This window comes from Pseudomonas sp. NFACC05-1 (assembly GCF_900100135.1).
GTDB lineage: Bacteria > Pseudomonadota > Gammaproteobacteria > Pseudomonadales > Pseudomonadaceae > Aquipseudomonas > Aquipseudomonas fluorescens_Q.
In genome coordinates this window covers 23,449-47,815 of record NZ_FMTR01000009.1, presented here as the reverse complement: position 1 = coordinate 47,815, position 24,367 = coordinate 23,449, and the positions used below count along the sequence as shown (strand labels likewise).

Annotated in this window: 28 protein-coding genes; 3 read left to right on the top strand and 25 right to left on the bottom strand. The window is 60.1% G+C overall.

Features of this window, described 5'->3' with window-relative positions:
- Positions 1-17: 17 nt before the first annotated feature.
- The 22 genes from BLO97_RS15630 to BLO97_RS15525 all read right to left on the bottom strand — a co-directional run bounded on the left by BLO97_RS15630 (position 18) and on the right by BLO97_RS15525 (position 16,635).
- On the bottom strand, positions 18-554 hold the full coding sequence (locus BLO97_RS15630; protein ID WP_092144133.1) for a lysis system i-spanin subunit Rz: 537 nt from the start codon (positions 552-554) through the stop codon (positions 18-20).
- Positions 536-1,099: a glycoside hydrolase family 19 protein gene (locus BLO97_RS15625; protein ID WP_092223218.1), complete on the bottom strand. Its 564-nt coding sequence runs from the start codon at positions 1,097-1,099 to the stop codon at positions 536-538. The genes BLO97_RS15630 and BLO97_RS15625 overlap by 19 nt, the downstream gene beginning before the upstream one ends.
- Before the next feature lie 149 nt (positions 1,100-1,248).
- The gene (locus BLO97_RS15620; RefSeq protein WP_092223220.1) at positions 1,249-2,265 is read right to left on the bottom strand and encodes a contractile injection system protein, VgrG/Pvc8 family; all 1,017 of its coding nucleotides are present in this window, start codon (positions 2,263-2,265) and stop codon (positions 1,249-1,251) included.
- Between the two features lie 9 nt (positions 2,266-2,274).
- Complete coding sequence (locus BLO97_RS15615) at positions 2,275-2,487, bottom strand: tail protein X (protein ID WP_063322730.1); 213 nt, start codon at positions 2,485-2,487, stop codon at positions 2,275-2,277.
- Positions 2,480-2,863: a phage tail protein gene (locus BLO97_RS15610; protein WP_038857206.1), complete on the bottom strand. Its 384-nt coding sequence runs from the start codon at positions 2,861-2,863 to the stop codon at positions 2,480-2,482. Before BLO97_RS15610 ends, BLO97_RS15615 begins: the two co-directional genes overlap by 8 nt.
- Positions 2,863-5,040, bottom strand: a complete 2,178-nt coding sequence (locus tag BLO97_RS15605) for a phage tail tape measure protein (RefSeq protein WP_092346726.1) — start codon at positions 5,038-5,040, stop codon at positions 2,863-2,865. Before BLO97_RS15605 ends, BLO97_RS15610 begins: the two co-directional genes overlap by 1 nt.
- A 128-nt stretch (positions 5,041-5,168) precedes the next feature.
- Positions 5,169-5,735 (bottom strand): phage tail assembly protein, encoded by a 567-nt coding sequence (locus tag BLO97_RS15600; RefSeq protein ID WP_092346723.1) that lies wholly within the window; start codon positions 5,733-5,735, stop codon positions 5,169-5,171.
- Positions 5,736-5,887: 152 nt separating this feature from the next.
- Positions 5,888-6,394, bottom strand: coding sequence for a phage major tail tube protein (locus BLO97_RS15595; RefSeq protein WP_092223226.1), 507 nt, complete (start codon positions 6,392-6,394; stop codon positions 5,888-5,890).
- A complete protein-coding gene (locus BLO97_RS15590; protein WP_063322735.1) occupies positions 6,394-7,560 on the bottom strand; it encodes a phage tail sheath protein in 1,167 nt (388 codons plus the stop codon). The genes BLO97_RS15595 and BLO97_RS15590 overlap by 1 nt, the downstream gene beginning before the upstream one ends.
- 2 nt (positions 7,561-7,562) lie before the next feature.
- A complete protein-coding gene (locus BLO97_RS15585; RefSeq protein WP_092346720.1) occupies positions 7,563-7,772 on the bottom strand; it encodes a hypothetical protein in 210 nt (69 codons plus the stop codon).
- Between the two features lie 245 nt (positions 7,773-8,017).
- Positions 8,018-8,419 carry a phage tail assembly chaperone gene (locus BLO97_RS15580; RefSeq protein WP_092346717.1) on the bottom strand — a complete coding sequence of 134 codons (402 nt, stop codon included), beginning with the start codon at positions 8,417-8,419 and terminating at the stop codon, positions 8,018-8,020.
- A 5-nt stretch (positions 8,420-8,424) separates the two neighbouring features.
- Positions 8,425-10,557, bottom strand: coding sequence for a phage tail protein (locus BLO97_RS31955; RefSeq protein WP_256571955.1), 2,133 nt, complete (start codon positions 10,555-10,557; stop codon positions 8,425-8,427).
- Positions 10,558-11,193 carry a phage tail protein I gene (locus BLO97_RS15570; RefSeq protein ID WP_092346714.1) on the bottom strand — a complete coding sequence of 212 codons (636 nt, stop codon included), beginning with the start codon at positions 11,191-11,193 and terminating at the stop codon, positions 10,558-10,560.
- Positions 11,190-12,185: a baseplate J/gp47 family protein gene (locus BLO97_RS15565; RefSeq protein WP_092346711.1), complete on the bottom strand. Its 996-nt coding sequence runs from the start codon at positions 12,183-12,185 to the stop codon at positions 11,190-11,192. Before BLO97_RS15565 ends, BLO97_RS15570 begins: the two co-directional genes overlap by 4 nt.
- Positions 12,182-12,514 carry a phage baseplate protein gene (locus BLO97_RS15560; RefSeq protein WP_092346708.1) on the bottom strand — a complete coding sequence of 111 codons (333 nt, stop codon included), beginning with the start codon at positions 12,512-12,514 and terminating at the stop codon, positions 12,182-12,184. The genes BLO97_RS15565 and BLO97_RS15560 overlap by 4 nt, the downstream gene beginning before the upstream one ends.
- Positions 12,515-12,525: 11 nt before the next feature.
- Entirely contained in the window at positions 12,526-13,137 is a 612-nt protein-coding gene (locus BLO97_RS15555; RefSeq protein ID WP_092144107.1) for a phage baseplate assembly protein V, read from the bottom strand.
- Positions 13,138-13,140: 3 nt separating this feature from the next.
- A complete protein-coding gene (locus BLO97_RS15550) occupies positions 13,141-13,653 on the bottom strand; it encodes a hypothetical protein (protein WP_092144105.1) in 513 nt (170 codons plus the stop codon).
- 36 nt (positions 13,654-13,689) lie between these two features.
- On the bottom strand, positions 13,690-14,040 hold the full coding sequence (locus tag BLO97_RS15545; RefSeq protein WP_092144103.1) for a phage holin family protein: 351 nt from the start codon (positions 14,038-14,040) through the stop codon (positions 13,690-13,692).
- A gap of 131 nt (positions 14,041-14,171) precedes the next feature.
- Complete coding sequence (locus tag BLO97_RS15540; RefSeq protein WP_092144101.1) at positions 14,172-14,600, bottom strand: hypothetical protein; 429 nt, start codon at positions 14,598-14,600, stop codon at positions 14,172-14,174.
- Positions 14,601-14,659: 59 nt separating this feature from the next.
- Positions 14,660-15,241: a DUF642 domain-containing protein gene (locus BLO97_RS15535; RefSeq protein WP_092144098.1), complete on the bottom strand. Its 582-nt coding sequence runs from the start codon at positions 15,239-15,241 to the stop codon at positions 14,660-14,662.
- A 4-nt stretch (positions 15,242-15,245) separates the two neighbouring features.
- Entirely contained in the window at positions 15,246-15,434 is a 189-nt protein-coding gene (locus tag BLO97_RS15530) for a Com family DNA-binding transcriptional regulator (protein ID WP_092144095.1), read from the bottom strand.
- A gap of 466 nt (positions 15,435-15,900) precedes the next feature.
- Positions 15,901-16,635 carry a LexA family transcriptional regulator gene (locus BLO97_RS15525; protein ID WP_092223366.1) on the bottom strand — a complete coding sequence of 245 codons (735 nt, stop codon included), beginning with the start codon at positions 16,633-16,635 and terminating at the stop codon, positions 15,901-15,903.
- A 644-nt stretch (positions 16,636-17,279) separates the two neighbouring features.
- Here BLO97_RS15525 and BLO97_RS15520 point away from each other — a divergent pair.
- The 3 genes from BLO97_RS15520 to fdxA all read left to right on the top strand — a co-directional run bounded on the left by BLO97_RS15520 (position 17,280) and on the right by fdxA (position 20,867).
- Entirely contained in the window at positions 17,280-17,447 is a 168-nt protein-coding gene (locus BLO97_RS15520) for a hypothetical protein (protein ID WP_170862083.1), read from the top strand.
- Between the two features lie 386 nt (positions 17,448-17,833).
- On the top strand, positions 17,834-20,401 hold the full coding sequence (gene mutS / locus BLO97_RS15515) for a DNA mismatch repair protein MutS (protein ID WP_167331288.1): 2,568 nt from the start codon (positions 17,834-17,836) through the stop codon (positions 20,399-20,401).
- A 142-nt stretch (positions 20,402-20,543) separates the two neighbouring features.
- A complete protein-coding gene (gene fdxA, locus BLO97_RS15510; protein WP_092223237.1) occupies positions 20,544-20,867 on the top strand; it encodes a ferredoxin FdxA in 324 nt (107 codons plus the stop codon).
- Between the two features lie 660 nt (positions 20,868-21,527).
- Here fdxA and rpoS read toward each other — a convergent pair.
- The 3 genes from rpoS to BLO97_RS15495 all read right to left on the bottom strand — a co-directional run bounded on the left by rpoS (position 21,528) and on the right by BLO97_RS15495 (position 24,334).
- Positions 21,528-22,535, bottom strand: coding sequence for an RNA polymerase sigma factor RpoS (gene rpoS, locus BLO97_RS15505; RefSeq protein ID WP_003198289.1), 1,008 nt, complete (start codon positions 22,533-22,535; stop codon positions 21,528-21,530).
- A 106-nt stretch (positions 22,536-22,641) separates the two neighbouring features.
- Complete coding sequence (locus BLO97_RS15500; protein WP_092346705.1) at positions 22,642-23,487, bottom strand: peptidoglycan DD-metalloendopeptidase family protein; 846 nt, start codon at positions 23,485-23,487, stop codon at positions 22,642-22,644.
- A gap of 211 nt (positions 23,488-23,698) precedes the next feature.
- Positions 23,699-24,334, bottom strand: coding sequence for a protein-L-isoaspartate(D-aspartate) O-methyltransferase (locus BLO97_RS15495; RefSeq protein WP_170862085.1), 636 nt, complete (start codon positions 24,332-24,334; stop codon positions 23,699-23,701).
- Positions 24,335-24,367: the final 33 nt, after the last annotated feature.

The window sequence follows — 24,367 nt, the reverse complement described above, 5'->3', positions numbered from 1 at the left end:
TTGCAAGGCTTGGCGGATTACCGATCCAGCGCTCTGATATAGGCCTGACAGGCCTGCAAGGCAATCAATCCGCGATCACCGGCGTCGGTGATGGCGATAATTCGTTGAGCATGCGCCGGGTCAAGTCGGGCGCGTGGGGCGCCATGATCCAGGCCGCCGGCGCCGGTGGCGGCAGGCACTGCACAACCGGCGGCAACATCGTTGGCGTCGAGGAGGACTGACAGCCGGACATCGGCAGTAGCAAGGCGATCGCGCAGGCGATCCTGGTCACGTTGGGCATCGCTCAAGGCTCGGTAATGGGTTTGTTCGCTGGCGGACAGCTGCTGCTCAAGGGCCAGACGTTTGTCTTGCTCGGTCTTTTGCTGCGTCGCGGCCGCTTGGGTTATCTGATTCAACGTCTCGCTCTGGGCTTGGGCCAACTGCGCCAACTGCTGGCCATAACGCCAATCCTGGATTCGCCACGCCAGCATCGCCGGGCCACCCGCCAACAATGCCAGTAAAACGATGATACCCAGGGTACGAGTAGAGAAAGGCATCAGGCCAAAGGCTGGCATAACACCGCCCTCGCCCGCGCCCAGAGTTGCAGGCGATCCTCCAAGCCGTTCAAACCGCCATTGATGCGTCGGGTGATGCTGTTGAACTGATCACGATCGGCCAGCTCGTTCAAGCCGCTCTGCTCCCAGAACCAAGCGGAGGATTCGGATGCCCATTGCGGCTGCTCAAGAAGCTCAGGCAGCGCCAGCAGCCGTTCATCACCGAACAAGCCAAGACTACAGCGACGATAATTGTCATGGCCGGTAATCTGGATCAGTCCTCGGCCGCGATACTTCTGGCCGTCGCCGTCAGCCTGGGGCGAGTTGCCCAGGCGAACGGCCAACGCGCCGGTGTCGTATTTGCTTAGATAGGCTTCGCTGCCCAGCTCGCGCACATACCGTAGCTGCCCCGACTCGTGGCCGATTTGCGCCAGGAACGCAGCGATGCGTTTAGGCGTGACGATACGGTGGCGGGACATGGCGATGTTAAGGGCTGAAACAAAAACGCCCGCTTGGGAGCGGGCGTTGGGCATGATGCTGATAAGTTGTGCTTGGGTGACGTCCATAGACCGTCCCTCGAAAAAACATTACTGAAGTTGCGTTGCCAGCCAGGGCGGCGCGACGATGCCCGGCCGCGGGGAACCACTCATCCTACGGCCACGCTCCCAGGGCTTGTCGAGAGAAAAGTGCAGTCACCAGCCCCACAGGAATGGCGTCAGGCCTTGGCATCCAGGCAAGTCGCATTGATCAAGCAGCGATAGCTTTTTTCCCGGTCGCCACTGGCGGTGACCTTGTCGATCGACCAGCGACCGCGCATGAAATCCGGCCAGGTGGCGTCCAGCAGTACGATGCCCTCGGCGGACAGCCCCGGGTTGCCAGGGCACTCGATCGCCACCTTGAGGGCTTCGCGCATCATCCTGCGCACCTCGCCTTCACCGGCAGCGCGGGCGTCATCTGCGCTCTGGAAGCGCTGGCGCAGGGTCTTGAACGGCGCGAGGCCGCTCTCCTCGACCTGCAACTTGCCGGCCGTCGCGTCCCACCAACGGGTCTTGCAGCCTTGGTATTTCGCCCGGGCGGTTTCATCCAGCTTGGCGGAAATAAAAGCCTGGTCGCCAGGACGATTGTTGGTCGTCACCGACAGTATTATCTCGGGCAGGACCTTGCCCGACAGCGACTTCGCCTGGCCGCGCCGAGCCAGCACATACAGCTCGTTGATCGGCTTGGCGACGGCGTCATAACGATGGGCCAGGCGCGTCAGGAACCCCATGTCGGTTTCGTTGGACTGGTCGATGTGCTCGATCTTGATCAGCGCCAGGTCTGGCGCCACCCGGGGAGAAAAACCGTGCCTGGACGTCAGTTGACGAAACAGCGCCCCCAGGGTCGTCGGTCCATGGCTGACGGATCGGCGCTGCTTGAACCCGGTCTGGTCCGCCGCACTGAACGGCGCGGCCATGGCCACCAAGGTCAGGCGCAACGGGAACAGCGTCGGCGTGCGCCGGGTAATGACGAACTCGCCCTTGTCCACCAGCCCCGACTCCAGGTAGCCGACCCGCAAACCGATTTTCCCACCCAGGCTGGGCAACCCTTCCAGCCCGTCCAGGCTGATGGTGAGGGTCAATTGATCCGACTCGATTCCTGCCGCGTCGACGTGTGTCCAACTGAGCAATCGTGCGTTGAGCAGCGCGGCGTTCGCGCCGTACACTTCCACCGCAGGCGTGAAACCCAATGACATGTAGCCTCCTTAATCCCAGGCCGAAACCGGTGGGGTTGCCACGGGCTTGAGGTCCACTTCCGGCAAGACCACCCATACGCCCGCCGGCAATACAGGCCCCCATTCAGCCAACCCCGGATTGAGCCGCCAGAGCGCCTCTTCGACGATGTCGTCACAGCGCTCAAGCTCGCGGTACAGCAACAGATTCACCGAATCACCGGCGATACTTCGAACCCTACGCATTGGCGAACTCCGTCAATTCAACCACCCAACCGACCACCATCGCCGTGCCGTCATCAATGATCTCGGTCTGGGTTTCCGTCACCTTGTTGATCTGCCACAGGCCCCAATTGCGACCGATGCCATCGACCAACGGCACGGGGACTCGCTGCGCCTGCAAGGCGCGCAACTCATCGAGGCGATCCATGGCGGTGGCGTACATCGACTTGCCGGTGATCGTCAGCCCTTGCAGGCCTTGGCCGACCTGGCTGGACTTGGGTTTGCTGGTGAGGATGTCGATGCTCTTCCAGCCACCGTCCGAGGTGCGTACCAGGCTGTGGTACGCAAAGTTTCTCGACAAACCGAAAATGAAACTGCCGAGTGCCATTTGCTGACGCATCACGTACCTCCGTCGGTCAGGGCCGCGTCACTGCGCATGGCGAGTGAGTTGGGCATGGTCATCAAGCCGAATTGGCCCGAGAGCTGCTGCACGACCAGGTTGGCCAACTGACTCGCGCTGGCCTGGTCCTGGCCGTTGATGTAGATGTTTGCGGTCATGGTGTTTTGTTGCGTGGTTGTCTGGGTGCTAGCCAGGTCTTTGCTGACCTGGTCTGGAGCGGCGAGTCTGTCGGCGGGGGCGACGAGCTTCTCCCCCAAGGACGCGCCCGCATCGCTCCCCAACCAGCCGCCCAGCAGTCCGCCAACCAGACCACCAATGGCAGTGCCGATCACCGGAACGACGCTCCCCAAAGCGGCACCGGCCGCAGACCCCGCAGCAGCGCCTGCCCAGCCGCCACCTGCCGCTCCCAGGCCTGCACTCATCATTCGTTTGTCGCCGGTCAGTACACCCTCGGCCACATCAGCGACGGCACCGACTACTTTTAATGGGCCGGGCGCCCTGCGGGTCATCGAGCGTAATGAGGCCGTTGGCCCGGGTGAAAAACGCCCTGCGCCTCCCAGTGAGCCTCGTGTACTGACGCGTATTTTCGTCCTGCTCGTGGATTCGGGACGCTGGTTGGCATTGCGTGTATCCAGCTTGTCCCCACGAGGATTTCTGAAATCTTCGGAGATCACTTCCCCCAATCGGCCGGGAAGGTGCGGAGCGACCTTGCCCAACACCCGCTTGGCCACCTGATTGGACATCTCATCCCCTACAGCCTTGAGCAGCGCGCCCACCAGCGGTTTGATCGCCGCGCCAATCAACACAATGGCCGCAGCGGCTTTAGGTGAGGACTCCGCCAACTCACTCATGCCATCGGCCAGCGACCCCAACCACTGGAACGAGGTATCCGTCGAGGGCATCAGGGCATTGCCCGTGGCCAGCGACAAACGCTCGCTGCGGGCGTTGAGGACGTTCAGTTGGCCCTGCCGGGTGTTCGACAGCGCCAACGCGTCCTGCCGCACCGAACCGTTGTTGTCCAATTGTGAAGTGGCATATTGGCCTGGGTCTTTGACCTGCCAGAACGCGGCGTTCACATCGTCGAGTTTCTGCGACATGCGCAACACCGCGGCATCCCCAGAGCCAAACAACGAAGAGGCCAGGGACGAGCGTTTTTCGGCCGGCTGCGCGTTCAAGGCCGCCAGCACCGACATCACTGTCCCCGGCGCGGCGTCCTTGTCACGCAAGCCGCTCGCCACCTCTTTGGGATCAAGTCCCAGTTGCTTCCAAGCCGCTTGCTCGGTCGCGGAGGCCTGATCGCCCTTGCCTAGAGCAGTCGTGAAGTGATCGAGCGCCACACCCGCTTCAGCTTGTTGCGCGCCGGTATTGAGAAGTGCCGCCGTCAGCGCCGCAGCTTGGGCAGGCTGCAGGCCCGCCGAGGTCGCGGCCGCACCGTCACGCTGCAACACTGTGCCGATCTCATTCGCTTTCGCACCACCGGGAATCTTGCTCAGATGGTTGGTAGCGTCCGCCAGATCAAACGCTTTCTCTGCGCTGAGCTTCATGGAAGTGCGCCAGCCGAGCAGCATCTCGGCGGCTTCCATGGCTGGCATTTTGAACGTCGATGCTGTGACACCCGCATCACTGGCGAAGCGCAACAGCGCCAATTGCCGGTCCGAGGCATTGGGCAGATCGCTGCCGACTCCTGCCCTGGCCGCCAGGCTTTGCATCCTCACCACCTCAACCGCCGTGGTCCCGCCGGCCGCCACCAACGGCGCACTGGCGATACGCTGGGTTGGCTCCGCCATTTCTGCAATCTGGCGAGGCGTGAAGTGGCCGGCCTGCTTCAGATCGGCCATGGCCGCATCCATCGCTATCGCCGGTTTGAGCAGCGCCGGTGGTTCGATACCGCCACCCGACTTACCCTTTGGCTCATTGGCCGACTCACCCTTGGTGCCGGCCCCCATCGTTTGGGAAAACAATCGTTGCGCCGATAGCTTCACGGTCAACGACTCGATCGCCGTGGTCAGCAACCCGAGCTTGAGCCCAAGTTTCTCCAGCGCCAGGTCGAGGCCCGACAGCTGATCCCTGGCGAACGTGCCTTGTGCTGACACACCGTTCGTAGGGCTGGTATTACCGAACGCCAACCCACTCTCATTGAAGGCTGCGTATTTGAGCGAATATCTATCGTCCGCCATCCCGCTCTACTCCTGTTTCACGCCAAGGCGAGTGATCGCAATGTCGTAGCGGCGCAAGGCCTTGCCGGCGTCCCACTCCAGGATTTCCGCCTCACTTACCGAGTAAATGAGCGGCACCACATCGAGGATCACTTCGATGTCGCGCTCCGAAAGAAGTCCGCCGGTTTGTTTAAAAAATCGTCGATGCGCACCTGCAGTTGCGTCCAGTCGGGCACGGTCAGCCGGTCCAGGTCGGGAATCATCAGGCCGGTGCAGTGGGCGGTGATGAACTCGGCGCGCTCCTTGGCCGTCTTCAGTTTTTTCATCGCCTTGGTCGCACGCAGCACCGGCATTTCCAGGGTCAGCGACGTCAGGCTGCGACCCGCGACGTCGAGCGGTTGCAGCAGTTGCACCTGGTCGGGATCGCCCTGTGGCTCATCCAGAAAGTGCGACGCCGGGCGCGTCGACATGTCGTGCACGTACTGGGCAATGCTCACGTAGTCCGGGCGCTTGAGCTGGTCGAGTTCCTTGACCGACAACCCGGTGGCCAGTTTGGCCAGTTCGAAGAACTGATCGTCTTCATCATCGCCGACGCGGGCCAGGGCGTCTTTTTGCGCGGCGTAGTACAGCGGTTTGAGGGGGAGCTGCTCGATCCGCGCATCGTCGTCACCGATGATCGGCGACAGCAAGACGTGAACGGGAGGTGTCCAGGGCATGGAATCAGTTCCTTGGTAAATCAGAGGACAACCTGTGGGAGCGAGCTCGCTCGCGATGACGTCGGATCAGTCAGCATCGATGTTGGCTGACACACCGCTATCGCGAGCAAGCTCGCTCTCACAAGGATTGGGTTCAACTGACGGGCATTCGTTTACGGCAACAACACCGCACGGCGAGCATCGCCGAGGATGTCGACGCCGTTGAGCACGAACTTCTGGGTGCGCACGTCAATGTCGATCACCGGGACGCCGTTTTCCAGGCGGTTGTAGGTGCGGCAGGACAGCTCCAGGTTGGTCTTGGGTTTCTCGCCCATTTTCAGCAGGGTTTCCTCGAGGGACTTCAACTTGCCACCCACCGTGTGGTAGGTAAACCAGGTGTTGCCGTCCTGATCCTGGCCGGCTTCACGCACGTTCAGCAGAATGTCGTCGCCCACGCTCACGCCCAGCGCCAGCATGACTTCCGGACCAAGGCCTTGCAGCGTCAGCTTGGCTGTCAGCACTTTGCCGCTCTTGGCCATTTCCTCGCCAATGAAACGGCCGCCACGCATCTCTTCCATGTCGAATTCGATCTTCGGCGGGGTGAACTCTTCCACGGTCGCCGACAACGGCAAGCCTTGCAGGGTGGCCGCGATGGCCTGTCTTACGCGGTTGGTAAACATTAGAGAACGTCCTCCAGGAACTGCTCGATGATTTCATCGCGGGCATTGAGTTGATAAATCATGTGTTCGTTCGGCGCGTAGCGGCCGTAGTCGATGACCACGTACCAAGTGCCGTTCTTGTACTTCTCGACGCTGTTCAATTCAGGGTGCAGGTACACGCTGCCGCCGGGAATGGTTTCGTCGGCAACCAGGGTTTGCAGCCAGTCGTTGATGCGCTTCACTTCCTGGTCCATGAACGACTTGGTCAGATTCTTCGCCATGGCCTTCTGCCCGGCCTTGACCAGCTTGCGGCTGATGGCGTCTTCCAGGCCGACGTAGCTGATGAACTTGCCGGTGATGGAGCGGTTGCCCAGCAAGGAGAAGCCGCCAAGGATGGTCCGGGCGTAGTAACTGACGCCGTAGCGGTTGAGCAGATCGCCTTCGGTGGAGGTGTCGAGGATGTTGTATTCCACGGTGCGGGAAACGTCTTCGGCGTAGGTGACCTGGTTGCCCGGGCTCTCCCATTGCTTGACCTTGGCGAGGGCGGCGATGGCCAGGCTCGACGGCGCCAGGAAGACGTTTTTCTTCGCGGCCTTGGAGTACACCGCCGGCATGTTGTGCACCACCAGGCAACGGTCGAAACCGAGGTCCGCGCCGCCCAGCTCCTGGCTGTAAGTCACCTGGTCGGCGACCGAGGCATCCTTGCCATCGAGCACCACACGGGCCTTGATGCGCTTGCCGAACGAGGCGAACTCACTGGCGACGGCCTTGGTGCCGGTAAAGCCTGGCGCGCCGATGATGGTCAGGTCTTCAGCGACCCCACTCAACGCCGCCAAGCCCAACTTGCGACCGGTCTGCGCTTCGATGCCGCCGATCACATTGTTCTGCGTGTCGGCCAGCGTGGCGCCCTCTTCGACGATCACCACGTACACCGGCACCTTGACCACCTTGAGGATCTGGTAGACGGCGTGGAACAACGTCCCCGCTTCGGCACCGGTCGGGTCCAGCTGGGCCTGGGTGGTGAAGCTGTTGATGCGGAACGGGGTGTTTTTCGGAATCAGCGGGTTGGCATTCGGCGCGGTGCCGACCAGCCCGATGACGTTGTCACCCAGGCCACCCATGGCCTCGGGAGATTCAGTGGCATTGACGGTAATGCCGTTGTGCTCGAAGTTCAAAACCTCAGCCATGGTTATTCAGCCTTTTTGGTGGCGGCCTTTTTGGCCGGGGTGGATACAGAGGCCGATTCGCCGGCCTCGGTTTTTTTCAGCTCCAGGCGACCGGCGCTGCGCAAGGCATTGGCCTCGACGTCGAGCAGGTCGAGTTCCTGGCCGGTGGTCGACCAGTGACCACCGCCGGTGGGGAATGGGAGGAGCACGGTGTAGGTTTGGCGTGGTGCCATTTTTGGTTCTCCAGATATGGAAAAGCCCCTTGGGAAGGGGCTTTTATGAGTTTTTTGTGATGTGCTGCGGAAAGAAAAACGCCCCGCTGGTGCGGGGAATGCGCTTCACTTAAGGCTTGTCGAGTCATTGTGGCGAGGAGATTTACCCCCCTTGGGCTGCGCAGCGGCCACTTTTGTGAGCGCACTCAAGCGGGATCAAGCTCCCTCGCGACGGATTGGTGAATGGCATTGCCGGTGCGGGTCGCTTATTGGGATTGCTCGGCGATCCAGCGTGGTGCAATCGGCCGCAACTCCGCGTTTGGAAAAGTACTTGTTTGCGGCCAATCCCGAAGCCTCTGACGGTAGCCAAGCAATTCAGAATATTGAGCAGCCGTAAGCGTAGTGCCTTGCCCAATGTCTTGTTCATCGCGGTGTCGTGTCGCAAGCCATTCAGTGCTTTGCAATTCAATGTTGCGCCATACCCGCTCAGTATCGTCCTGCTCGGAAGGGGAAACTGCCAATGGTTGAGAAAACTCGCTATCCATTAATATCCAGTCTGGCCGCACATCCTTGGAGCAAGCCCTCCACATTAGATCCGGGTGGAAGCGTTCCGTTGGATCAACGTCGGTAATTTCAACTACCGTCCCGTTTTCGATTCTTGCCCACATGCTAATCACCACTGAATAATTACGTTGCCAGCAGCCCCTGCGCCACCGTTGTAACCGAAGTACGCGCCCGAGCCACCACCTCCTGGGCCTACGCCGGTGTTACCTGGATACAACCCTTGGGTGCATCGAGCTCCCGGCCCACCACCTGAGCCGCCAACAGGCCCGTAGCTGACATGCCCAACTCCAAGAGAAGTATTGAAGTCCCCTCCTGTACCGAGACCACCACTACCAGGCCCATTTGCATGGCCGGACGGCGCGCTGCCCATGCCCCCGAATCCTCCGGTTGCGGATAGATAGCTACCAAAGGACGATGTCGCACCGGTATCGCCCGATGCTCCTTCCAAGGTAGCGCCAGCACCTCCAGCGCCTATAGTCACCGTAACGCTGGTTACGCTCGAGAGATCAACAAGCTTTTGCGCCCAACCACCGCCACCACCGCCACCTGATCCTGCCCCGGAGACGCCTGCACGACCGCCGCCGCCCCCACCGCCAATGACCGTAACCCAGACCTTCTTAACCCCGGCGGGTACCGTCCAGGTAAACACCCCGGCCGACTTGTAAGTCTGAGTCGCCTTGAAAGGACCATGTCGACTGGTTGTGACCTCTTCCCAGTCTGTCCACGTTCCATTTTCTTGGCAGACCCGGATCGCCATCCCTACCGCATCGCCCGACATGCCGGACATCAAGGTTTGGGTCAGCCGACTGCCCACACCGGCAAGCCCCACCGTCAAGTTGTACCGGCGGGTGGCGGACCAACCGGGTGGGATGTTGACCAAGCCAGACTCAGGGACCAGATAGATGCCCGATACGGTGTAGTTGTTCAGATTGGTTTCGGTACCGACGATGGACTTACCAATGCCGAATGAACCGGGGGCGAGCATTGCGCCCGCAGTCAAATCAAGCGGGTTAGCCTGTTTGGGCGTGTTGAGTTCGTCCCACAACTGCGCCCACGCAGTCCATACGCCGTTGCTCAAGCGAGAGCGTTTAAACGTCAGAGCAACACCGGCATTGACCGACTCCCAAATCTGTAGCGCCGAGAGCGTGTTATCTCGCTCCATGTGAAAAAACACACCCCTCGGGATATCAGCCCCGGTTGTAGGATTCTTCGGTCGCATTCCAGATGAACCGTCGCTGAAGGTGTAAACCCCCGTTTCGTTAATCAGGTCGATGTTGCCGTTCCACACATACCCATAACTGGCTATGCCGTAGCGGGCCAGAACGTTTCGAACAAATGCAGTCGTCGCAATGGATGTATCGTTATCCGTAGCGACCGGCGTCGGGGCCGTAGGGTTTCCCTGAAAGGCCGGGGAGCTGAGCGGCGCAAACCCTTGAGTGATGTTCTGAAACACCAACCCCGTAGCGCCCAACACAATCGCCCCATCGGTTACCAACTGCCAGATCGTGTTGGTAAGCGTCGCGCCCTCCTCCACCGAGACAATCAACCCCGAAGTCACTTCGGCGCTCGCATCGGCATCCTTTGCCCGAACCCAAGCGTCGTTCGCGGCCACGTAAATGCCGTTGTCTTTCGCCAAAGTCTGAGACTTGACCAACACCCGATTCCCGGCGACCACCGCAACACCATCGATCGCCTGCGCGCCACTCAAGACAATATTGCCCGTCGTCGCTACCCGCACCGACTGTTTCCGGTCGAGCTTGGCAAGTTCATCAGCGACATAACTCGCCACCCAAGCCCGCGTCGCCTTGACCACCGTATCGTCGATCAGCAACGTCACCAACTCAGCATTGCTGGTCTCGAAAATCGACCGAATGTAGAACTCTTTGCCCGAGCCGGACGTCGCCAACACCGGTTTAAACGACTCCGGATATTTGACAATCGCATACAGGATCCCGGTATCGGTCCAGATCCCGGCCTCTCGCACATACCAGCCGCCCACTTCCGGCGGGATGGTCACTTCGGCCAGCAACCAACTCGGGTTTTTCTCATCCTGGAACAGCGCATTGAGCGGCCCGCGCCACACTTCGCGTTTGAGCGCCGTGGCGGTGGCGGCCGGGTTGTAAACCTCGCCGCCGCCATCACCGACGGAAATCTGCGACAGCTTGATGGGTGTGCCCGCCGCCTTGCAGGCGGTTTCGTAGGCGATCCCCGCATCGGTGAGCAGGGTGTAGTAGTCGGCCATTTAGGACCCCTGTGGATAAATAGTGGAGGTTTCGACGGTGTAGAGTCCGGCGGCCATGAAGGCCTGGCCCGAGGCTTCCAGTCCTTCGATGACGATCGGATAAACCGTGGTCAGTTCGCCGCACAGCGTCGCGGCGCCGATGACGTGACGGCCGAATGCACTCAAGCCGACAGACACCTTCAAGGTGTCGCGTTCGCTTTTGGCATCCGCCAGGCGACGGTCGAGACGGGCGTCGATTTCTTCGCTGTAGGGCTGCTCGGTAAATGCCCTGACGGAAAAACTGTAGGGCGGGCCAGCGGGTGTTTGCTCATACCAGGCGCGCACTTCAGGCATCAGCTGCAAACCCTTGGCAGCATTTTCCAGCGCTTTTCGCGTCCCGGCCTGCCGGGCGGTTGGCCAGGCGAGTTCAACGGTCAGGCGCTTTTCAGCTTCGGGCGCCGTGGAGCTCCACTCGTTGACCCCACGATCCGCCGCGAGATACGGCAGGAACGCCAAGGGCGTGGTGGCCGGGTTCATCAGCTCGGGAAACGGCGGATCGATGCGTTCGAGCAGCCGAGCGAACCCCAGATCCAGTGCCCTTTCCAACGGTGAACTGTTGGCCGGCAGCAGACTCGGGCGAGGTGTGTCGTCACTCATAACGTGTCCACCTCAACCTCGACGCCCGTGCAGTACGGGGCTTGGAAAGCCGTGGTCACAATCGGCACCAGCGGTTCGAGAATCTCAAGCTGGACCGCGCCAGCGCTGTGCAGCGTGTAGTCGATCCAGCTCGGGTCCACCCGCCCTTCCAAGCGATGGCAGGCCTGGGCATACGCCTGCAACTGCTGCTCGGCGGCAACCTGGGTCAAGCCTGAATCCGGGCCGGCATTGATCTTCGCCACGACGCGGATTTTGTAAGGTTTGATTTGTGCGGCCTGCACGATGACCAGGTCGGTTTCCGGTCGCACATCAGGCCGGGCGAAGTGCTGGCGAACACCGTTGAGCAGCGCTTCGGACGGTGTGCCGTCGCCCTCGCGGGAAAGCACTGTGACCGTGACCTCCCCCGGCGCCGTCCGGCGTCCGTTGCCGTCCTTGACCTGCGCGGCGAGACCGTCCGGATCGAATGTGTAGGTCACGTTCACGACACCGCCAGCGGCACTGTCCACCTTCACCACAGGCCTTTCGCCCAAGGTGAAGATCTCTCGCCGGTACTGCATGCGCGAGCCCGCCGCCGGAGCATGGGGCGCCAGGTAGTAGCGCAAGCGGGCATCATCGTCACTCTCGTAGACCGGAGCGATGGGCGGGAAAGCCGCCGGGTCGCCCGGGTCGAGCAACTGACGCTCAAGGCCCATGTCCGCGAGACGAGCGTCGAGGTTGGTCCCGGTGGCCCACCACGCCAACATCTGCTTGATGCGGGCGTTGTATTTGCGTTCGTGGGTTTGCAGCCGTACGCAGAAGGCTTCAAGCGCCAGGGTCAGCAGTTCACTTTCGTTTTCAAGACTGTCCACCAGCTTCGCCGCACTTGCTGGCGAGCGCGCGCCGACGTACTCGACCACGAAGGTCTTGAACTCTGCGAGCAAGTCCTCGAACGCTTCGACAGTGACGATGGCCGGTTCGGCCAGTTGGTTCTGGCCGGGTATCAGCATGCTCATGTCACCACCTCGAACGTCTGTTTGCGGTTTTTCCAGGTGCCGGCGAAACGCAACAGCAAGCCGGCGCCGTGTCGACTGGCGACAATGACCTGCGGCTCGAAATCACCGATGCCGTTTTGTGGGTTGTAGAACGCTTGGGCCGCGTGGTTCTGGGCGAGGATCAGCAAGTCGTCACCAAGGTTCTGCCCCAGCAACTGCGTGAGTGCGCAGCCATACAACGGGCGCTTCTGGCGAGTGCCCAACGGCGTCGTCAACGCCCGGGTGGCGCGCTGTACGAACTGCAGCCAGTCGTCGACCGTGGCGCCGGTATTTCGATCGATTCCAATCATGAGGAAATCTCTTATGCGGTACTGATGACGCGTCCCTGGTGATCCACCACCGGGCCGCTCAGGTGCACGCCGGAGGCGTCGAGCCGAATGCCGACGGCGCCCAGCTGCCATTCGATGGCGTCGGCGGTCATCGCCAACCGCGACGGGCCGATGCTCAGTTGGAGCGCTTCACGGGAACCGCTGAACGTCGCCGGGCCGTTCTGCCAGTGCAGGACATGGCTGGCATGGTCGTAGCCGTTTTCCGTACCGTCCTGATAGAGGCGCCGCGTCAGCGAGGCCCGGGTCGAGACGGGCGGAAACTGACCGCCGTTGAGGCCGAACAACGCCACTGCCTGCCCGCCGCTCTCGCCGCCGCCATGGTTGAGCAACAGGCACTGCTCGCCCACGGACGGAATCCGCGACTCGCTCTGGGCGCCGGCGCTCGGGTTGAAAAAGCGGATCGCCGGGGTCAGCAGGCCACCATGGCTGACCTTGCAGGTGTTGCTGGCCGCATCGACTTCCTGGCAAACGCCAATGCGGCAGAAACTCTCCGCACGCCGATGCAAATCTTCCAGCTCGGTTTCCATCTGAGCCAGACGCTCGACGATCGGCCCCAGGTGCATCCGTAACAGCCCATCGAACATGGCTCAGCCCTCGAGTGCGGTGTATTGATCCGGGTCGTCGATGTTCGACACTTCCCAGGTACGGGCAAATTTCGGGATGCCCAACGGGTCCTCCAGCAGCGTCGGGCCGAGGTACAGGGTTTGGTTGAAGGAAAGAGTCCAGGCGCTGTACGCCCGTGCTTCGTGGATGAACGTGGATGCGATGCCATCGATTTCCGTGGGCAGGTCGCATTGATCACCCGACAGGCCCCAGCGGTTATCCATGACCAGGTGTTTCAATTCACCGGCCAGATCACAGGCCTCCCATCCTGGAACGGCCATGACCACTTGCAAGGACACCGTCAGGACATGGGCGATACGCCCGTCATTGGCGCGGTTACCGGGCGCATCGCGCTCAAGCGCAATCAGCACCCAGGGTTGGTCGTCGGCGCCATCGAACGCCTGGGGGCTGCCGACTTTCAAGGCGGGATAAATGGCGCGCAGCGTCTGGGCAATGGCCGAGAACAACTGCGACGGTTTTTCGATAAGGGCAGGCATTGATCGCCTCCTTGTGTATGGATCAGCGCTGTCGATTCACTGCTGGTCGGGCGGTAGGTCCCGCGGAGGGACTTCGCAAACGCCGAGCCGCTTGGCGACCCAGCGCTCGTAAAGACCGATCGCCACATCGGCACCGGCCATGGCGGTCAGGCAACCCAGTGCGCAAGCACTCCAGATCGACATGCCCAGGGCATACAACAGCATGGTTGCCGACACGCCGCAGACCACGCAGGCACCGGAGCGCAGCACCACGCGGCGCAGCAACGGCCAACCACGGGCGCCCTCCTTGTCAGCGCGCCACATCTCGCCGGACACCCCGCCCACCAGGGCGAGCACGATGACCAGCCAGATCGGCATGTCCAGCAACGCTTGTTGCTCGTTTGTCATGTCTCGTTTCCTGGGGGTGATTAAGATTGGGCGGGGAAGTTGTTTGAAGTTGAAAGAGATGTGGGTCGATGAAACCCATTAAGTCGCTAGAAACGGCGTTCAAACGTTTGTCAGGCAATTGGGGGCTGACATCACTTTGGCGCAGCGCAGGTCGCGCCTTTGTAAGTCATGGTGTAGGTGTAGTGCCTGTCCCAAGACAGCGGTAGCGCACTGGGTGCGGCCCATTCCGCGTAGTTACCCGACATCGAACCAGCGACAGCTAACTTACCCATGGCAATGGTCGCGAGATTGTTGGCACTCCCTGCACCCGGCATGGGCACACTCCCGTTCCATTGGAGATCGTCCCCGTTCTGGAACCATGCGCCCTTCCAGCCGGCCTGGGAACTCGAGTACCAGGTGTTGTCTTCTTTGAAACAGATAGTTTGGTTGGCATAAAAACCGCCGCCCGGAACGTGGTAATAAGCGAATTGCCAGGAACCGACAGGTGAGGTTTCGGCAAACGCGTGGAGGGCCTGGGTCGCCAGGACGGCTGCGATCAATACGCTGAGCAATTTTTTCATTAATTGATTTCCTTTGGATAAATTAAGCTTGACGGGATCGTGCGTAAGGCCGGCGACGTTTACAGTCGCTCGACAATGACGTTGTCAATAAAGGCGAAGTGAGCATTCGGATCCTGCTCATTCCAGAAGCTCAACGTAGTTTGATCGCTCACGGCGGTGAAATCGTAGGTTCTGGTTTCCCATACGGTCGCATCACTAGTGGCGACAGGGGTGTCGAAACGGGTGGTCTGGCCTGCCACCTTGACGTTGATGATGCCGGTCCCCGTGCGGTTCACGTACCTGGAACTGCCGGCACTGAACGTCAGGCGATAACGTGCGCCTACTACCGTGTTGATGTTCTGCTGGATGCCACCACCGTTTTGATAGGTGTAGTTGGCGAGGTCGACGCTCATTACACCTTCGGCGGCGACCGAACTGCCAATGGCAGCTCTGACATTGATGTACTCCACGCCTGACAGAAACGTGGTCCAACCGGTCACGAAGTCGGCTTGGGCCGGGGTATTCAGTACGCAGTCATTGCCACAACCGGGGGTTTCAAAGCTGCCGTTCACAACCAGGTTGGCTGCGAAGGCAGCACCGCTGGCCGCCAACAGCGCCATGGACAGAACGAACGAGCCGATAAGACGTTTGATTTTTTTCATGCGTTCACCTTAAGAGTCGATGTTTTTGCGCGGAGCATTCCGCATCCATGTCGCTCAAAGGCGATAACTCGAGGCTCAGGGCCTTCACATGATTCAACGCCCCACACCGGGAACATTTGATCTGGAGTTCGATGTTCTCGCCCACGCGGGCCAGAAGTCGTTTGCAGTGACCGCATCTGAAATCCTTCAGCATCGGAAGCCCTCCATTGGCGGCGGTGATGTGGTTGAACGCACCTCACGGTGCAGGCATTCCAAAAAGCCCGGTTGCCCAGGCTTTTCAGTAATGCGCTTGATCTTTCGGCGCGACTGGCGCGGTACGGATCCATTCAAATTGTTCCTCCGGCCGCGGTCCCTGCCCGCCGGATAACTGCTTCTGGTGCTTTACGCTGCACACCCGGGTCAGTTGCCAACCCTCTGAACCGTTAAGGCCGGTTCATCGCTGCCTGTTGGTGGAACTAAAGAGCTGTGTTGCCAGCCGCTTTGTCGAGCGGCTTGGACACAGAATATGCATAGATGCATATACAGTCAATGCGTAAATGCATTTATTTATGCAGATCGAATGCGCAAATGCATGGAGCCCTTGCAAATACGGGGTTGCGGGTTTTCGAGAGGCGAAAAAAAACCCGCACGGCGGCGGGTTTTATCTGACAGCGGAGGGGTTAACGGGCGTACATGCCCCACCAGAAGACGTGACCGAGGATGACGATTTGCTCGTCCTGCATTTCCTGGAAGGTGTAGTCCTCGTCCGGATGCTCATCGCGGTTGAAGCTGCGCAGGCGGATGCCGGTGGGCAGGCGATAAAGCTGCTTCACCCGCAGTTGGCCGTTGTGATTGATGGCGTAGAGGTCACCGTCGACGATGTCGCCAATCCCGCATTTGCCTGCGTTCACCCCGACCGTGGCACCGTCGCGCAGCACCGGCAACATACTATTGCCGCGCACCGTCACGCACTTGGCCTGGTCGAACTGCACGCCGTTATGGCGCAGGCTGCGCTTGCCAAAGCGCAGGCTGGAGCGCTCGCTTTCCTCGATGACGAATCTTCCTGATCCAGCAGCCAATTCAACCTCGCGCAGAAAAGGGACCGACACTTCGTCTTCTTCGACGGGTGTTTCGTCGTCCCACAGGCTTATGTCCTTGAGTTCGGAATGCGGCTCATCGCGGCGGCTATTGCCAGCGGGCGCAACATCCGCGCGCCCGCGCAACTGGTCGGTGCTCACGGCGAAGTACTCGGCGATCTTCGAGATGTGTTTATCCGAAGGATCGACAATCTTGCCGCTGAGGATCCGCGAGAGGGTGGACTGAGGCACGCCGGTACGCCGGTGAAGCTCCGTGGGGGAGATCCCGTGCTGATCGAGCAATGCTCTTAATACGGTAGAAACGTTGCGTTTTTGCATAACGCGCATAGTGCTTGTTCTTTTCGCAGAAGACAAATGCTGTTTTGCATAAACATGCATATCGATGAAGAAACCATTCACTCAAGGTCGGCCCGATCCACCGTGGCGAGGGAGCTTGCTCCCGCTGGGCTGCGCAGCAGCCCCAAAAAACCTCCAATCACTGAGCATTCGGCGAATTGAGCTCAGTCCTTTTGGGCGCGCTACGCACGCCAGCGGGAGCAAGCTCCCTCGCCACGGGTTCAGTCCAATCCTTATATTGGGGAATTTCCCCTACAACTTCTTGGGAAATCCCTCAATCCGCGTCCTTCAAATATGCGACACCAGGCTACATCGCCTTGCGCCTATGCCTACCACTGCGCCAGAATCCGCCGGCTTGTCCACCTTGGATCCCATCGGTACTTTGGTTCTCGTCACTGCCCATCAGTGATCGGGTTTAGTCGCTCGGTATTCCAAGGTGTTCATTGCTCCATTCAGTCAGGTATTCCTTATTCCTGCACTTGATGGTAGCTGTGCGCAGGGCGCCCTCGGGCGCGCCGGTTCCTTGGATCCCCGGTCGACTAACCTGCGTACAGCCGCCGCCCTCGTTTAGTCGCGAGTGAGCGCTTCGCGCTGGAGCGCCAATGAACCGCCATCGGGAGCGCACTATGATTTCGATCAAGCAAGGCTTGTCCAAAGGAGCCAAACGCCCCTTTGCTGATTTCATTCGTAACGCAAAATCGAAGGAAAAGAAACGTGTTTACCGCAAGGTATTGGCCGAGGCTACCAAGCAGCAGAATCTGGTGATGATGCAAGCCGAGGTAAAACGAGCCTGATCTCCAGATTCAAGAGAGCTCGATCAAGTGTCGTAATGCCGTCCAACATTTTCATCGACTGTGGTGCCGCCTTCACGAGTTCAAGCCCGCTCCCACAGGGGGAAACGCGGTCCCGCCAAGAATCAGGTCGGCTATCAGGCCGCCTCGCGGTGGACGTTGATCTCCGCGCCCCATTAACCACGCTGGATTTTCGAAAGTGAGCCCGCCGTCGGGGCGGAACCCTAAGCAGCCGTTACCGCAGCAACGGATATGCACACAATCCCAAACGCTGGGTAGCACCAGACCGCCCATGTTAACCTTGCGCCCATCGCGGAAAAGCCGGGCCAATGCCCCTCCTTTTGCCCCACACCTTTCAACGAGCTTGCCTGACACCCATGAATACCGCCGTGAACGACCTCTCCAGCCACACGCCGATGATGCAACAATACTGGCGCCTGAAGAACCAACACCCCGATCAGCTGATGTTCTACCGCATGGGCGACTTCTACGAGATCTTCTACGAGGATGCGAAGAAAGCCGCCAAGTTGCTAGACATCACCCTGACGGCACGTGGGCAATCGGCAGGCATGGCGATTCCGATGTGTGGGATTCCTTACCACGCGGCGGAAGGTTACCTGGCGAAGCTGGTCAAGCTCGGCGAATCCGTGGTGATTTGCGAGCAAGTCGGCGACCCTGCCACCAGCAAGGGCCCCGTGGAACGCCAAGTCGTGCGGATCATCACCCCGGGTACAGTCAGTGACGAGGCCTTGCTGGACGAACGCCGGGACAACCTGATCGCCGCAGTGCTTGGGGATGAACGCCTGTTCGGCCTGGCGGTGCTGGACATCACCAGTGGCAATTTCTCGGTACTGGAAATCAAGGGCTGGGAAAACCTGCTGGCCGAACTGGAGCGGGTCAACCCGGTGGAACTGCTGATCCCGGACGACTGGCCCAAAGACCTGCCGGCAGAAAAACGCCGTGGCGTGCGGCGTCGGGCGCCGTGGGATTTCGAGCGTGATTCGGCGCTGAAAAGTCTCTGCCAACAGTTTTCCACCCAGGACCTCAAGGGCTTCGGCTGCGAAAACCTGACCCTGGCCATCGGCGCGGCCGGTTGCCTGCTGGCCTACGCCAAGGAAACCCAGCGCACCGCCCTGCCCCATTTGCGCAGCCTGCGTCATGAGCGCCTGGATGACACCGTGGTGCTGGACGGCGCGAGCCGACGCAACCTGGAGCTGGACACCAACCTGGCCGGCGGGCGCGACAACACCTTGCAATCGGTGGTCGATCGCTGCCAGACCGCCATGGGCAGCCGCCTGCTGACTCGCTGGTTGAATCGGCCGCTGCGGGACCTGACCGTGCTGTTGGCGCGCCAGTCCTCCATTACCTGCCTGCTGGATCGCTATCGCTTCGAGCAGTTGCAACCGCAACTCAAGGAAATCGGTGACATCGAGCGAATCCTCGCCCGAATCGGCCTGCGCAACGCCCGTCCCCGTGACCTGGCGCGCTTGCGCGATGCCCTCGGTGCGTTGCCTGAACTGCAGGTGGCGATGACCGACCTCGAAGCGCCGCACCTGCAACAACTGGCACGCACCACCAGCACCTACCCGGAACTGGCCGCGCTGCTGGAAAAAGCCATCATCGATAACCCACCGGCGGTGATCCGTGACGGTGGTGTGTTGAAAACCGGCTACGACGCCGAACTCGACGAGCTGCAAGCGCTGAGCGAGAACGCCGGCCAGTTCCTGATCGACCTCGAGGCCCGGGAAAAAGCCCGCACCGGCCTGGCCAACCTCAAGGTCGGCTACAACCGCATCCACGGTTATTTCATCGAGTTGCCGAGCAAGCAGGCCGAACAGGCCCCGGCCGATTATGTTCGCCGCCAGACCCTCAAGGGCGCCGAGCGGTTCATTACCCCGGAACTCAAGGCGTTCGAAGACAAGGCGCTGTCCGCCAAGAGCCGCGCCCTGGCCCGGGAAAAGATGCTCTATGAAGCATTGCTCGAGGACCTGATCAGCCAACTGCCGCCGTTGCAGGACACCGCCGGCGCCTTGGCGGAACTGGACGTGCTGAGCAACCTGGCCGAGCGCGCGCTGAACCTGGACCTCAACTGCCCACGCTTCGTCAGCGAGCCGTGCATGCGCATCAGCCAAGGTCGCCACCCAGTGGTCGAGCAAGTACTGACCACGCCGTTCGTGGCCAACGACCTGAGCCTGGACGACAACACCCGCATGCTGGTGATCACCGGTCCGAACATGGGTGGTAAATCCACCTACATGCGCCAAACCGCGTTGATCGTGCTGCTGGCCCACATCGGCAGTTTCGTCCCGGCGGCCAGTTGCGAATTATCCCTGGTGGACCGGATCTTCACCCGGATCGGTTCCAGTGACGATCTGGCCGGTGGACGCTCGACGTTCATGGTGGAAATGAGCGAAACCGCAAACATCCTGCACAACGCCACCGAACGCAGCCTGGTGCTGATGGACGAAGTCGGACGCGGCACCAGCACCTTCGACGGCTTGTCCCTGGCCTGGGCCGCGGCCGAGCGCCTCGCGCACCTGCGGGCCTACACGCTGTTCGCCACCCATTACTTCGAACTCACCGTGTTGCCGGAAAGCCAGCCGCTGGTGGCCAACGTTCACCTCAATGCCACCGAGCACAACGAGCGTATCGTCTTCCTGCACCACGTGCTGCCCGGCCCGGCCAGCCAGAGCTACGGCTTGGCGGTGGCGCAACTGGCCGGCGTGCCAAGTGAAGTCATTACCCGTGCCCGCGAGCATCTGAGCCGCCTGGAAACCACCAGCCTGCCCCACGAAGCGCCGCGCCCGACCAAAGGCAAACCGGCCGCACCGCAGCAAAGCGACCTGTTCGCCAGCCTGCCGCATCCGGTACTCGATGAACTGGCCAAGCTCGACCTGGACGACCTGACACCTCGTCGGGCACTGGATTTACTCTATACATTGAAGACACGGATCTAACATACAGGCTTTCAAGCTGTTAGAATCGCGCGCGGTTTGGGATGCTGCGGGCTATTAGCCTGGTTCGCAGACTATCGCTCCCAAACCTGGCGACCCTACCGTGAAGGGGCTTCGCTGCCGCCGCCTGAGGAGAGAATTAGAAATGACCTTCGTCGTCACCGACAACTGCATCAAGTGCAAGTACACCGATTGTGTAGAAGTCTGTCCGGTGGACTGCTTCTACGAAGGCCCGAACTTCCTGGTCATTCACCCGGATGAGTGCATCGACTGCGCCCTGTGTGAGCCGGAATGCCCTGCCGTGGCCATCTTCTCCGAAGATGAAGTGCCCGCTGGCATGGAGAATTTCATCGAGCTGAACGCCGAACTGGCGGAAATCTGGCCGAACATCACCGAGAAGAAAGATCCTCTGCCGGACGCCGCTGAGTGGGATGGCAAGGACGATAAGCTCAAGGAGCTCGAACGCTGATCATCCCTGCGTTCGTCGAAAAGGCCCCTTGCGGGCCTTTTTGCTTTTCCGGATTCAAGAAATCGCAGGCAAAAAAAGGGGCGGTTTGACCCGCCCACATTTTTTCCCTAATCCCTTTAATCCTTTTCATCATCCTGATGAATCGCGTCCTGCGATGTCCTTCCTTCCCATCATCCTTGACGGGTGTGTCTGTCCGTCGACACAGGACTGATATTAGTATTTTCCCAGGCGAGTGCAACGCGGCTGATACAGGTGGCTTGCTTTGTAACGTTTCGTTCACCAACAACTTTTCCTTATAAATCATATAAATAAGAAAATATCACGGCGTTTATAGCGGTCTGTCCCGCCAATGAGAAACCGATCACTTACGCAACACTAGGCAAAGGCTTACACGCTGAATCTATAAATAGAGAAGGCGTAGAAACGCACTCTGGTGGCGAGGGGATTTAGCGAAACGTCGCACCGCCCCGTGGGACTGCGTAGAGTCTCAAATTATTGAATTGAACGCCGCGGTTTCTGTTTCAGGGCCGCTTCGCGCCCCAACGGGGATAAATCCCCTCGCCACAAGAGTGCATCGCATAGCGTAGTGCTCAATACATCTGCCCAAACACGGAAAAGCCCCGAACCAGTCGGGGCTTTTCTTGCTGCGCTGCACTCGGGTTATTGGAACAGCGACTCACTCGACAGGCCATTCTTCTCCAGGATCTCCCGGAGGCGCTTGAGGCCCTCCACCTGGATCTGCCTGACCCGCTCACGGGTCAAACCAATCTCCAGGCCTACATCTTCAAGCGTGCTGCTTTCGTGACCGCGCAAGCCGAAGCGGCGAATCACCACCTCCCGTTGCTTGTCCGTAAGTTCCGAAAGCCACTGGTCAATGCTCTGGGACAAGTCATCGTCCTGGAGCAACTCGCACGGATCGGTCGGACGATCGTCGGTCAGGGTATCCAGCAGGGTCTTATCCGAGTCCGGCCCCAGCGAGACATCTACCGAAGAGACACGCTCGTTGAGCCCAAGCATGCGCTTGACCTCACCTACCGGTTTTTCCAGCAAGTTGGCGATTTCTTCGGGTGAAGGCTCATGGTCGAGTTTCTGGGTCAACTCGCGGGCGGCCCGCAGATAGACGTTCAGTTCCTTGACCACATGAATCGGCAACCGGATCGTCCGGGTCTGGTTCATGATCGCCCGTTCGATGGTCTGGCGGATCCACCAGGTGGCGTAGGTCGAGAAGCGGAAGCCGCGCTCGGGGTCGAATTTCTCGACGGCGCGAATCAGGCCCAGGTTGCCCTCTTCGATCAGGTCCAGCAGCGAAAGCCCACGATTGACGTAGCGTCGGGCGATTTTCACCACCAGGCGCAGGTTGCTTTCAATCATGCGTTTTCGACCGGCCGGGTCGCCACTTTGCGACAGCCGCGCAAAATGAACTTCTTCCTCGGGGGAGAGCAGTGGCGAAAAACCGATTTCGTTGAGGTACAGCTGAGTGGCGTCCAGCGCCCGGGTGTAATCGATGTACTTATGTTGTTTAAGCGAAGCGGAGTGTTTGGATTTGGCACGAACGGAAGGTGGAGTCGCCCCTTCATCATTCGACATCGAATCCATAGCGATGCCGGTCTCCATAAGGAGAACCTCATCGTCGATGTCAAACTCCGGCACTTCTTTACTGAGAGCCATTGTTATAGTCCTTTGGTGAGTTCGACCTCAAGCCCAAGCGACGCCTTTATCCTTGGCAACGCTGGAGCCTGTTCCCTCTACGTGACGGAACAGGCTGACAATCAAATCAACGCCGAGGCAGGAATTGCAGCGGATCGACTGGTTTACCTTGCCGGCGAATCTCAAAATGCAGTTTCACCCGGTCTGTTCCCGTTGATCCCATTTCGGCAATTGTCTGTCCGACTTTGACCTGCTGCCCCTCCCGAACCAACAGCCTGCGGTTGTGACCGTAGGCACTGACGTAGGTATCGCTGTGTTTGATGATCACGAGTTCGCCGTAGCCCCTTAAACCACTCCCGGCGTACACAACCGTGCCATCAGACGCGGCTAAAACAGGCTGTCCCAAATCCCCGGCGATATCAATTCCTTTATTCAAACTACCGTTTGAAGAGAATTTTCCAATGAGAACGCCATTAGAAGGCCATCCCCAGCCGGTCGGGGCGGGGCCTGCGGGAGGCATCGGAGCAGGGGCCGGTTTGCTCGCGACGGACGGTACTGCCGCCGTCCCAGCCCCCGTCGGCCGGCGAATGACCGTGGTCTTACTCGACGAAGAAGGCGTCGAACCCGACTGCGTAACCACCGCGGTAGGCGTTGAACCGCTACGGCCATCGAAGCGAATCGTCTGACCGGGGTGAATCGTATAAGGCGCAGGAATGTTGTTGCGCGCCGCGAGGGCTTTGTAGTCCCAGCCGTAGCGGAAAGCGATGGAAAACAGCGTATCGCCGCGACGGACTACATATTGACCGGTCGTTACTGTAGGACGTTGCGGTGTTGCACTGTTGCGATCGACAACCCGGACATTGCTCGACGGCGTACTGGAACATCCGACCAGCAAAGTGCTCAAGACGAGGCCAGTCACCAGGCGCTGAAAGCTCGTGATACCCATACGCTGCGCAATGACTGTGAGACTCACCCGCCGCTCCCTTTGTGGTGGCAGAAAAATTGGAAACTGCCTGTCCAGGCAGAACTCATACAAATATAGCTGGCAACGACTACGCCTCTATTAATGAAGCGCAACGTGTGGCCGCACACGTTTGCTCGACGCCGTTGGACTCTGTTCAGCAAATCGGTGCCGCTGTAAGACACAGGCCAGGCCACGGAATTCAGCGTGTGTTTATAAATGCTCAGGCCAACGGCCCATTGAGTAACGGCACGAACCGCACCGCCCCCAGGACGTGTCGTGAAAAACCATGTTCTTCACGTACGATCAGCATCAACTGCTGGACTTCACCTGCGCCCACCGGAATGACCAGTCGCCCGCCGGGAGCAAGCTGATCCAGCAGGGCCTGGGGTACATCGGTGGCCACCGCGGTCACGATGATGCCGTTGTACGGCGCCAGGGCCGGCCACCCCTCCCAGCCATCTCCCCAGCGAAACACCACGTTGCGCAGGTTCAACTCCACCAGGCGTTCCTTGGCGCGATCCTGCAGTACCTTGATCCGCTCTACGGAAAACACCCGCTCGACCAGTTGCGACAACACCGCCGTCTGGTAACCCGAGCCGGTACCGATCTCCATCACCTTGTCCAGCGGCCCGGCCTCGAGCAGCAACTCGCTCATGCGGGCCACCATGTATGGCTGGGAAATGGTCTGGTTATGGCCGATCGGCAACGCCGTGTCTTCATAGGCGCGATGGGCCAGGGCTTCATCGACGAATAGATGGCGCGGCGTACGGCGAATCACCTCCAACACCTGGGCGTTGGAGAGACCTTCTTCGTAGAGACGCTGGATCAGTCGTTCACGGGTGCGCTGGGAGGTCATGCCGATTCCGCGGCGCAGCATATCGTCTTGCTC